The following is a 10686-nucleotide window of genomic DNA, read 5'->3' as shown; positions in this document are numbered from 1 at the left end:
ATGGTTCAAGAGCTTTTAAAAGCAGTAATGTAAGTTCGTTTTTCAGCACAATTATTTATACAAATGATCTGTATAGCGAAGATGAATTAAGGTACAGATGAGAGGAGGAAATCATATGACAATCGCAACGGCAGTTTTAAAATTTATCGGTGGATTAATTCCAATGGTTCAAGAGCTTTTAAAAGCAGTAATGTAAGTTCGTTTTTCAGCACAATTATTTATACAAATGATCTGTATAGCGAAGATGAATTAAGGTACAGATGAGAGGAGGAAATCATATGACAATCGCAACGGCAGTTTTAAAATTTATCGGTGGATTAATTCCAATGGTTCAAGAGCTTTTAAAAGCAGTAATGTAAGTTCGTTTTTCAGCACAATTATTTATACAAATGATCTGTATAGCGAAGATGAATTAAGGTACAGATGAGAGGAGGAAATCATATGACAATCGCAACGGCAGTTTTAAAATTTATCGGTGGATTAATTCCAATGGTTCAAGAGCTTTTAAAAGCAGTAATGTAAGTTCGTTTTTCAGCACAATTATTTATACAAATGATCTGTATAGCGAAGATGAATTAAGGTACAGATGAGAGGAGGAAATCATATGACAATCGCAACGGCAGTTTTAAAATTTATCGGTGGATTAATTCCAATGGTTCAAGAACTTTTAAAAGCAGTAATGTAAGTTCGTTTTTCAGCAATTATCATACCTTAATACGAAAAAAAGAAGGGAATGAATTTTTTGAAAATTAAAAAAAGTGTTAAAGGAATCAAATTATTAGCATGTTTATTAGTTAGTTTCAGCACTATTAGTTATTCATCTATTTCATTTGCGGAAACAAAAACAGGTAATTCAGCTGGTGCAACAAAAAATGCAAGTGGCATTGATACTGGTATAGCAAATCTTAAGTATAATAATCAAGAGGTTTTAGCAGTAAATGGTGATAAAGTAGAGAGTTTTGTTCCGAAAGAAAGTACAAATTCAAATGGTAAATTTGTAGTAGTTGAACGTGAGAAAAAATCCCTTACAACTTCACCAGTCGATATTTCGATTATTGATTCTGTGGCTAATCGTACATATCCAGGAGCAGTACAACTTGCAAATAAAGCTTTTGCAGATAATCAACCTAGTTTGTTAGTAGCTAAAAGAAAACCTTTGAATATTAGTATAGACTTACCTGGCATGAGAAAAGACAATACAATTACTGTCAAAAATCCTACATATGGTAATGTGTCTGGTGCAGTAGATGAATTAGTATCTACTTGGAATCAAAAGTATTCAAAAACACATACGTTACCTGCAAGAATGCAGTATACAGAATCTATGGTGTATAGTAAATCTCAAATAGCAAGTGCTCTTAATGTTAACGCTAAATATCTTGACAATGCACTGAACATTGACTTTAATGCTGTTGCAAATGGAGAGAAAAAAGTGATGGTTGCGGCATATAAGCAAATCTTTTATACCGTAAGTGCAGAACTACCTAACAATCCATCAGACCTTTTTGATAATAGTGTTACGTTTGATGAGTTAACTCGTAAAGGGGTAAGTAAGGCGGCTCCGCCTGTTATGGTATCAAATGTAGCTTATGGTAGAACAGTTTATGTGAAATTAGAAACATCATCTAAGAGTAAAGATGTACAAGCTGCTTTTAAAGCCTTAATTAAGAATCAAAGCGTTGAAGCGAGTGGACAGTACAAAGATATTTTTGAAGACAGTACCTTTACCGCTGTAGTATTAGGCGGAGATGCAAAAGAGCATAACAAGGTTGTTACAAAAGATTTTAATGAAATCCGAAATATCATTAAAGATAATGCAGAATTAAGTTCTAAAAATCCAGCATACCCAATTTCATATACAAGCACTTTCTTAAAAGATAACTCAACTGCTGCTGTTCATAACAATACAGATTATATTGAGACTACAACTACAGAATATTCTCGTGCTAAAATGACGCTTGATCATACTGGTGGATATGTTGCTCAATTTGATGTATCTTGGGATGAATTCTCATATGATAAAAATGGTAAAGAAGTACTAACCCATAAAACCTGGGAAGGAAACGGCAGAGACAGAACTGCTCATTTCAATACAGTCATACCACTTCCGCCGAATTCAAAAAATGTAAAAGTCGTAGCGAGAGAATGTACAGGTCTTGCATGGGAATGGTGGAGAACAATTATTAATGAACAAAATGTTCCATTAACAAATGAAATAAAAGTTTCAATTGGAGGAACAACATTATACCCAAGTGCTAATATTAGTCATTAGGTAAAAGTGAAGCGCCCTGTAAACAGGGCGCTTTTTCAAATATATCATACTTCCCTATATAATTGTTGTAGCTATCACCTCTCAAAAATAAGTATTTTCTGAATAATCGGACATTAATCAATTTTCGCTGTTTTTTTGCTGGAAACTTCCCCAAAAACTCACTCTAGAAACTATGTCCTAAAAATGTACGTTTTAGATTTGTTGTATGTAGTCTTAAGTGAGCCCTTCAACTCGTCTGTAAAAGTATACTTTTACAGATACATAAAAAACTATAAAAAACCACGTCTATAAATGTTCATTTTTAACTTTACAGACATCTGTTTATTTTATATATCTTTACAGACATTATTGGGGTACAGCCGCATGCCCATCAACTTAAGAATTCAGAATTACCCCAAAACGAAAAAATGAGCTTTTTTGTTACAAGTTAGTACAAAATTTTGTTCTGGGGGTGCTATAAAATTTTAGCTTGATGGTGATGTGGCGGTACCCCTTTTAGCATTATGAAGGGACTTTTTTAATAATCAAATTTTATTCCAATTCCATAGAAAACCCACAGAGAACAAGAATGTTTTCTGTGGGTTTTGTTTATTTCAAAGGGGCTTTTGGGGAAATATGCAACACTAGTATCTTTTCTTTCTTCTATTTTTTTTAATACATTCATAAATTTTATCCATGACAAACACTTCATATTCTTTCCAAATGGCTTCAGCTTCTTCTAATGTAACAACTCTAACTAGTTCCTTGATTGCTGTATCTTTAACTAAAAATGTAGCTACAGTTCCTGTAGATGTTGAATATTTACTAATTACTGAATCTATAATGTTATCAATATCTAATACATTGTTATCATTATGGGACTCATTTTCAATTTGACTACTTTGGTTTGATATTTCTTTATCAGATAGTTCTTTTAATCGGGAATTTAGAATAAATTCTACATAACCGATTGGTGAATCAATATCAGAACGAAAACGTATATCTTCAATTATTTCTAATACAATTTCTTTATGCTTTTCCCATTTCTTAAATACTTTAGGATATACTTTTTCTTTACACCGTTCTTCAAATCTTTTAATTTTTTGTTCAAATGTATTTGGCTGTTGAAATTGATCTAATTTCTTTTCAAATCGAACTAAATCGGGTTTTTTCTTTTTTTGACTACCGATAATGAATCTTATTTTTTGTACTTTCCTACCTAATTTAATTTCTTCAAACTCAAAAGAAATATCTGTTTTTTGGTTTAATTCTTTTTGAGAAGGTTTCAAAACACGTTGCTTGAAATTTGCATAATTAGGGTATACATCCATTGCATCTAAGTAATACCTTAAATTTTCAAGACTAATTGTACGTTCCTTTAAATCTTCATATTGTTTAAGTAATTCATAAATACGTATAGCATATGTACTTTTCAGTTTAACAACATTAGCCAATCTATAACTTGTAAACTTGTTACTTAATTCTAATAGAAATGGCTTTAATAACGGATCAAAACGCATATCAATTGTTCCTTTATTTCTGTTATAAATTGCTGAAGAAAGCCAGGATACCTGTATCAGCTCTTCCCCTACTCGAATTTCAATTACTTTTGATAATAAATCCTTTGTAATTTTGCTTAACTCCGAATATTTAGTAGACCCACTTAAACCAAGTAGATCGTGAAAATGTTTAATGGGGAAAGTGTAAGTTTTAAAATCCCGATCATTGGGTTCAATATTACTAGCCAAACAAAGTAACATTTTTTGTTCTACTAAATTTAAACGTGAATTTGCTTCAATCAAAGTATTTGATTTTGAAACAATATTATTCTCTTTAATCTGTAAATCTTGATTTATAGACATACTTACATACGTCCTTTCTTTCCTACCTCTACTGCTACACTAACTATAACAAATATCCCCCCTTTGTTATAGTTGATTTTTTATCAATCTCAACAATATAAATTTCACTATTAAGGTTGTGAAGCACTTTGTTCTACATAAAAGCATTATGTAAATCTTTAGAGTTGTAAAGGCTGTAACCAAACTTATTACCTTTAGAACCATTTTTGTTACAGTTAAGCAACCAAATTTGTTATATTTAGAACCATTTTTGTTACAGTTAAGCAACCAAATTTGTTATAGTTAGAATCACTTTCGTTATGGTTAAACCAGATTTGTTATATTTAGAACCATTTTTGTTATAGTTGAGCAACCAAATTTGTTATATTTAGAACCATTTTTGTTATGGTTAAAACCAAATTTGTTATATTTAAAACCAAATTTGTTATAGTTAAGTGTCATAATCCCTTATATATCAATACATTTCATGCTCTTAAAACATATAAACATATAAAACATATAAAACAATTAATATATAAAACAAACAAAACATACAATATTATGTTGAATGACTATAAAAATATATTGTTATCATTTTAAAATAAAATTCCCACATCTTAAAACCAAATTTGTTATATTTATTGTTCCAAAATCCCCCTTGGTTTGTTTACAATGAATGGGGAACCTGAATAGCTGCTTTAAAAAACATCCCAAAAATTTATTTCAAATATCTTTGTTCTGAACATTAGTTTTTGAATCATAATATTTTTCATGTACGGAGAAAGCTTGTTAAAATAAAAAATAGCATAGGGTATGAAATATAGAGCTATAGAATATATAAGACCTGTGGTGTGATGTCAAGTAATGATTCTAGTAATTTAAACACTTAATTTGTTATTTCAGCTTAAAAAAGGCAATACGAAACTAGACCATTAATAATTTGTAAATTAATGGAATATAGAAGAAGGAAGAATGTCAGTAGACATCATCTATCAACGCTCCTTCCGGGCGTGTAAATTTGGTTGTTGCGTAGTAGCGCATCCACCAAACGAACAAATTTTCTTGCGGTTAATGCGAGGGCTCGTTTGTGCTTATGCTTAGGTACTTCGGCAGATTTTTTCGCATAATAGTCACGATATTCAGGGACATGACGCCTTACAGAGTTGGCGGCTTCAACTAAGTAATAACGTAGATACTGATTCCCTGATCGTGTTAATGACGTGTTTTCTGCAGTAAAGCGACCAGACTGATATTTCTTCCAGAATAGACCTGCGTATTTGGCGATTCGTGTTTCATCGGTAAAGCGTTCAATTTGACCAATTTCAGCCACAATACCGGCTGCGAATACAGGACCTATACCTGGAATGCTTTCAAGCGTTTGAGGTAGCGATGACATCAAACTTTCTATACCTTTCTCAATCTCTTTAATTTGAGCTTGATACGTGCGCATAATCTGGATGGAGGTGCTTAGTAGAAGGTCAATAGAATCTTCTACCACTTTACTTAAACGATAGGATCCTCTGACAGCTTTTTGAATGGATTTTGCTATTTCTTCTGGATTACCAAAACGATTTTTTCCTTTTTCCTGAAGAAAAAGAGCGAGATCTTGTAAGGGCATTTGAGCGAGTTCTTCTAAGCTGAATCGTTCTAAGAATAATTCCATCATGGCATTTCCGAAGACAGAGGACCCAACGTCTTGTGTAAATTGACTACACTTTAATCCTAAGTGTTGAAGAAAATGTTGTTTTTCTTTTGTTAAGGCATGTACGAGTTGATAACGAGAACGAGTTAACTGTTGTAAGGCAATGTATTGCTCTTCCTTCACAATCGACATCGTATGACGTCCAAAACGAACATAGTCTGCAATGACAAATGCATCAATGGCATCTGTTTTATCCATCTCTGGATAACTTTTCTTAAAGTTTGCAATTTGTTTTGGATTAATCATAAACACTTGAGAACCGTAGGTTCTTAGCTCCTTATCATTGTGAAGAAACATAGCTGGATGGTAGCTATAAATCGACGTAGATTCTAAGCCAATCTTAATCACTTCACAGGTTAATTTGGAAGCTGTGTTCAGAATTTTTTCTTTTAATATTATGGCTCCAGGTAAGTCATTTGTAATGGTGAACGATTCTAATCGATCACCTTCACCATTTAAAAAACAAACTTTTGCATCTTGAGAGCTCACATCTAAACCAACAAATAGTTTCATGAGAGAGTTCCTCCTTTCTTTTAGAATCATTGGAAAATCTCTTTCTTGGACGTCTGGGGATATCCCTAGTGTGAACGCTGACCAACATCCTCGTGTATAAGAACTTACCCTTGCTTCAAAAGCCGCCCTAGCGCTACTAACAGCTAGGTTTGAATTAAGGAGAACAGCCTGTGAGTAGGAAGAATAAAGCGAACACTGGGAAACAGTCTTTTAATGTAGTTAAAGCCTACAGGGAGAGGGAGAATTGTCCCAAATGATCCTTACTTTCATTATCTAGGAATATCCTCAGACGTCCAAGAGAACATTGTGTTAAATCGTCGCTTGAAAGAGTAACTAAAAAATAATATACGAGGGAGAGGTTTCATGAAATCAACAGGAGTAACTCGAAAATTAGATCAATTAGGACGTATAGTGATACCAATGGAGTTAAGACGCACGCTGGAAATTGAAGAAAAGACACCATTAGAAATTTATGTAGAAGGTGAAAAAATCATCTTGAAAAAATATGAAGCGAATAGTGCTTGTGTAATAACAGAAGAAGTATCTGATAAGAATATTTCTTTAGCAAACGGAGAGATTACGCTAAGCCCAGCAGGTGCAAAGCTTATACTAGAGGAAATACAGAAGAATCTTGTAAAATAATTAATTGGCTTCTTTTAGAGGGACTTTTTTGAGTCATATTTAAATAATTTAACGCACCATAATTATTAACAAAAAATAAATCCGTAATACTAGAGAACCCTTTCAATAACTATATTGAGAAATACGTCTATAAAACAGTATTTTAATTTAGGTATGATACGCTTATATAAAGAAGGGAGCCATATGAATGGCCTACAAGAAGAAACTTATGAATTATTAAAAGAGAAAAAAGAGCAAATCACTGTATTTTGGGTTCTGTTGCAAAGATTACATCCATTTGAAAGAGGTATATAGATTCCTAATGGAATCTGTTCTTATGCAGCTATTCCAAATAGTTGATGAATGAACCTCACTTGATCTTGGATAGACTTGTCTCGTAAAGCAAGTTGTCCCTTATTAATGATATGCATCGCTTCTATTCCGAAAAGAATAGATTTGGCTGTACGAAAACATTTCAATCCTAACATCGAACGAACTCTCTTTTTAATAAAACGATGATCTTGTTCCACAATGTTATTCAGATATTTTATCTGTCTGATTTTGATGCCTATAGGCATCTTTTTCTCTTTCTTCAACTCAACAATTGTGGGTTCTTGTCTATTTTAATAACACGGGGTTTTGAAACATAAAAAGACCGCAAAAATTTTTTGAAAAAGCGCTTTGTAGCCTTATGATTTCTTGTTTTACTTAAATAAAAATCAATTGTATTTCCTTTTGAATAACATCACGATATAGGTACATTCATTGACCTTTGATCTTCACATACGTCTCATCAACTCGCCAAGAATCATTGGTTGTCTTAAGATGACACCTTATTCGCTCATTTAATTCAGGATCATATTGATGAACCAAATGCATGATGGTTGTATGAGCAATAAATAACCCGCGTTCTTCCATCATTTCGACTAAATCACGAAAACTGGGGTTGTATCGTAGATACCATCTTACGGTTAATAAAATAATATCAGGTTGATAATGTTCCACTTGAATAGATTTTGTTTTTTCATACTAATCACGTCCTTATTTAGAGTACTAGTATCAGTATGTCCAAGGTTTGAAGGTCCATTGCACAAGCTTTAGAGTTTTTGTAATTAAAATTGAATATTAAATTTGTAATTTAAAATGAAAAGAAACGAATTTTATGTGTCTCCATTAATATTGTGGTAATTAAAACCCAAAAGGTTCAAAATCTAGAAGACTTTGAACCTTTTGATGTCAATAGGACATAGTTACTTTACCAAAGCTTTTACGAAGGATAGCATTAATCTAAAATCTCTAGCTAAGACTCAAATAATGTAATTTAATCTTGTATCAGCAAGATTTAACACACTCATAGCCGAGGTAACCTATATTCTTACAGGCTTGACAATATCTACTTTTACCACAACAAGTTTCTCGTGTAGTACAGTATCTATTAGGGCCGCAACTATCTGGGTATCCCGGATCCGGGTGTCCTTGTTCTTTAATTTCACTGTTCTCTTTTTTCATGACTCACAACTCCTTTTTTAATATAGAGTAATTAAATACACTCTGATAATCTTAAATCGTTTAATAATTTTTTTCTTATGTTGAAACATAAATCTTGTTTCACTTCACTCTATTCATATCCTTCTCACACTATAAGTCTTTCTAGCTTAATTCTTAAGCACTTAAAATATAACTTAACTAGCAATTTTCTCCGTTTAAGACATAGAATGAAACAAATAGAATTGCGCCAAAGATTTTGTATCCTTCGTCTTTATTAAAGTGGAAGAATTCATTAAAAATTAAAAACCTATATGTTTTTAATCTTAAATAGCTTTAAAATTAACTTTAAGAGAAATTTAAATCTATTTGTAAATAATCTTAATAGATTCAAAATCGATTATCCAAATATTAAAATTAAGATAATATTTGGATAAATCAGAGGGGGTATGGGGATGTTTAGAACAGATATTAAAAATATAAAAGAATTTCAAAGAGATTTAGAAGAAGAATTAATAAAAGCAAAAGAGGAAGCAATTAAAGAACCACCTGGTTTTTTTGATTATATAGAGAAAGAGAAAGAGAAGGAAAAAGAAAACTAGCAATCACTAGTTTTCTTTTTTAAGGTGACAGTTGGATTCGAACCAACACTCTAAGTTTATGCTATACTTTTGCCTTTCCTAATTGGCTATGTCACCATTTATAGAGGCGACAATCGGATTCGAACCGATGCTAAAGGTTTTGCAGACCTTTGCCTTACCACTTGGCTATGCCGCCATAAATTCCTTTTAATTCGCAAAATTGAAAATTTTATACAAAAATTAATTCGCTTTTTTCTCAAATTGATGATTAAATACTACTTTGTTAATCTCTATTGAAGGTGCAGAAAATACTAACACCATACTCTTTTTCAATGAAATTATGAAAGCTCTGTAATTTATTTGTGTAAACCATAGCTAAATCTTGATAAAAACAAACATCATCTGCTTGACAATAATCTAAGCATTTGGTAATGGTCATTAAATCCTTTTTAAGTTCGTTGTATCTTTTGAGTTCTTTTTCAATTTTATTCATATAAGTCCCTCCTACATTTAAAAAACTATACATTTATAAAAAGAGGAACAAATACTTGAGTTATCAAAACAAAATTAAATTTATTTCATTCGAATTACATCTTTCAATGTTTCGATGACATCTGTTAATCTTTCAAGTTTCTTTTCAAATCTAATTAATAAATAAACAGCTAATGCAACAGGGAATCCAAAATTACCAATAGCCGAAAACCATGGTTCTAAATGATTAGGATCCAAGTTACTCACACCACCTTTCTAAATTAGTTGTATTAGACCATTTCCTTCTTCAAGATATGAATGCCCTAATTTTTTTGCATGTTTAACTAAGTAAAAGTATGCTAAGTGTGATGCAACTATCGGGTTATTCGTTTGAGAAGAAATCATATTCAAAACTAAAGCAAGTGCACCTGAAACAAAAGGTGTAGCCATCGATGTACCGGTTAATTCTGCATATTTTCCATCTAGAAATGTTGATACAATATTATCTCCAGGAGCTACAAAGTCTAAATTAATATTCGTATTTGAATACAATGAAATCTCCCCTAATTGATTCACTGCACCTACTTGTATTACTTCCTGATAGAATCCTGGATAAGAAATCTCTATAGTATCCGTATTCCCATCTCCTTCATTACCTGCAGCCACAACAATTAATATCCCTTTATTCCTAGCCTCCTTTATCACTGTGTACAAGTCTTCTCTATGAACAATTCCACCTAATGACATATTAATTATAGAAACTTTTTCACCATTTGGCCCTACCCAATCCATTGCATATATTAACGCTTTTATTACTTTGTTATAACTACCTTTTCCATATGCATCAATCGTTTTTAATACAAGAATCTTACTTCTAGGAGCAACACCCACATTCCCTATCTCATTTTCTCCAGCTGCAATGATTCCCGCTACATGAGTACCATGCCCACGATAGTCTTCAAAGATTTGAGGATCACCATTATCATCATTTGTAAAATTATATCCACCGATAATACTATTCTTTAAATAAGGATGCCCTACATGACAACCAGTATCTATAACAGCAATTACAACTCCGTCACCTTTTTCACTTGAATTCCAAACATCTTTCGCTTTAATTAAATTGATTCCGTAAGAATCAACCTTTTGTTTACTGAATATTTCATTTACCATTATCGGACTCTCTGTAATAACAACCATAATGTTCTCTCCTTCGAAAAA

The 10686-nt window shown here is 32.0% G+C and carries 8 protein-coding genes, 2 tRNA genes and 1 pseudogene; 3 read left to right on the top strand and 8 right to left on the bottom strand.

The genetic code is table 11. The features are described from left to right. The first annotated feature begins 733 nt into the window (after positions 1-733). Positions 734-2272 (top strand): thiol-activated cytolysin family protein, encoded by a 1539-nt coding sequence (locus tag QRY57_RS01585; RefSeq protein WP_286015255.1) that lies wholly within the window; start codon positions 734-736, stop codon positions 2270-2272. Positions 2273-2895: 623 nt separating this feature from the next. Here QRY57_RS01585 and QRY57_RS01580 read toward each other — a convergent pair. Then, positions 2896-4113 (bottom strand): replication initiation protein, encoded by a 1218-nt coding sequence (locus QRY57_RS01580; protein ID WP_286015254.1) that lies wholly within the window; start codon positions 4111-4113, stop codon positions 2896-2898. A 964-nt stretch (positions 4114-5077) separates the two neighbouring features. Further along, on the bottom strand, positions 5078-6307 hold the full coding sequence (locus QRY57_RS01575) for an IS110 family RNA-guided transposase (RefSeq protein ID WP_098019289.1): 1230 nt from the start codon (positions 6305-6307) through the stop codon (positions 5078-5080). A gap of 363 nt (positions 6308-6670) precedes the next feature. On the opposite strand from QRY57_RS01575, the gene QRY57_RS01570 reads away from it, so the two are divergent. Beyond that, positions 6671-6949, top strand: a complete 279-nt coding sequence (locus QRY57_RS01570) for an AbrB/MazE/SpoVT family DNA-binding domain-containing protein (RefSeq protein WP_286015253.1) — start codon at positions 6671-6673, stop codon at positions 6947-6949. Positions 6950-7263: 314 nt separating this feature from the next. Here the strand turns inward: QRY57_RS01570 and QRY57_RS01565 are convergent. Further along, a pseudogene (locus QRY57_RS01565) lies at positions 7264-7956 on the bottom strand (IS6 family transposase). Positions 7957-8868: 912 nt separating this feature from the next. On the opposite strand from QRY57_RS01565, the gene QRY57_RS01560 reads away from it, so the two are divergent. Beyond that, positions 8869-9015, top strand: coding sequence for a hypothetical protein (locus QRY57_RS01560; protein WP_286015252.1), 147 nt, complete (start codon positions 8869-8871; stop codon positions 9013-9015). Between the two features lie 22 nt (positions 9016-9037). Here QRY57_RS01560 and QRY57_RS01555 read toward each other — a convergent pair. From QRY57_RS01555 to QRY57_RS01535, 5 genes are all read right to left on the bottom strand, one after another. Next, a tRNA-Ala gene (locus QRY57_RS01555) sits at positions 9038-9111 on the bottom strand. Between the two features lie 8 nt (positions 9112-9119). After that, a tRNA-Cys gene (locus tag QRY57_RS01550) sits at positions 9120-9190 on the bottom strand. A gap of 87 nt (positions 9191-9277) precedes the next feature. Further along, positions 9278-9487: a hypothetical protein gene (locus tag QRY57_RS01545; RefSeq protein WP_286015251.1), complete on the bottom strand. Its 210-nt coding sequence runs from the start codon at positions 9485-9487 to the stop codon at positions 9278-9280. 80 nt (positions 9488-9567) lie between these two features. Further along, positions 9568-9723, bottom strand: coding sequence for a YvrJ family protein (locus tag QRY57_RS01540; protein WP_199668127.1), 156 nt, complete (start codon positions 9721-9723; stop codon positions 9568-9570). Between the two features lie 18 nt (positions 9724-9741). After that, the gene (locus QRY57_RS01535) at positions 9742-10665 is read right to left on the bottom strand and encodes a S8 family peptidase (protein ID WP_286015250.1); all 924 of its coding nucleotides are present in this window, start codon (positions 10663-10665) and stop codon (positions 9742-9744) included. Positions 10666-10686 lie beyond the last annotated feature (21 nt).

It is taken from the genome of Bacillus arachidis, from assembly GCF_030285945.1.
In the GTDB taxonomy this organism is placed as follows: Bacteria; Bacillota; Bacilli; order Bacillales; family Bacillaceae_G; genus Bacillus_A; species Bacillus_A arachidis.
Note: the sequence above shows the minus strand (reverse complement) of the source record. Positions and strands in the feature narration are given on the sequence as shown.

Bases quoted from the DNA above. Each gene is read 5' to 3' on its own strand.
- QRY57_RS01585 (WP_286015255.1), top strand. From the start codon at position 734: ATGAATTTTTTGAAAATTAAAAAAAGTGTTAAAGGAATCAAATTATTA.
- QRY57_RS01580 (WP_286015254.1), bottom strand. From the start codon at position 4,113: ATGTCTATAAATCAAGATTTACAGATTAAAGAGAATAATATTGTTTCA.
- QRY57_RS01575 (WP_098019289.1), bottom strand. From the start codon at position 6,307: ATGAAACTATTTGTTGGTTTAGATGTGAGCTCTCAAGATGCAAAAGTT.
- QRY57_RS01570 (WP_286015253.1), top strand. From the start codon at position 6,671: ATGAAATCAACAGGAGTAACTCGAAAATTAGATCAATTAGGACGTATA.
- QRY57_RS01560 (WP_286015252.1), top strand. From the start codon at position 8,869: ATGTTTAGAACAGATATTAAAAATATAAAAGAATTTCAAAGAGATTTA.
- QRY57_RS01545 (WP_286015251.1), bottom strand. From the start codon at position 9,487: ATGAATAAAATTGAAAAAGAACTCAAAAGATACAACGAACTTAAAAAG.
- QRY57_RS01535 (WP_286015250.1), bottom strand. From the start codon at position 10,665: ATGGTTGTTATTACAGAGAGTCCGATAATGGTAAATGAAATATTCAGT.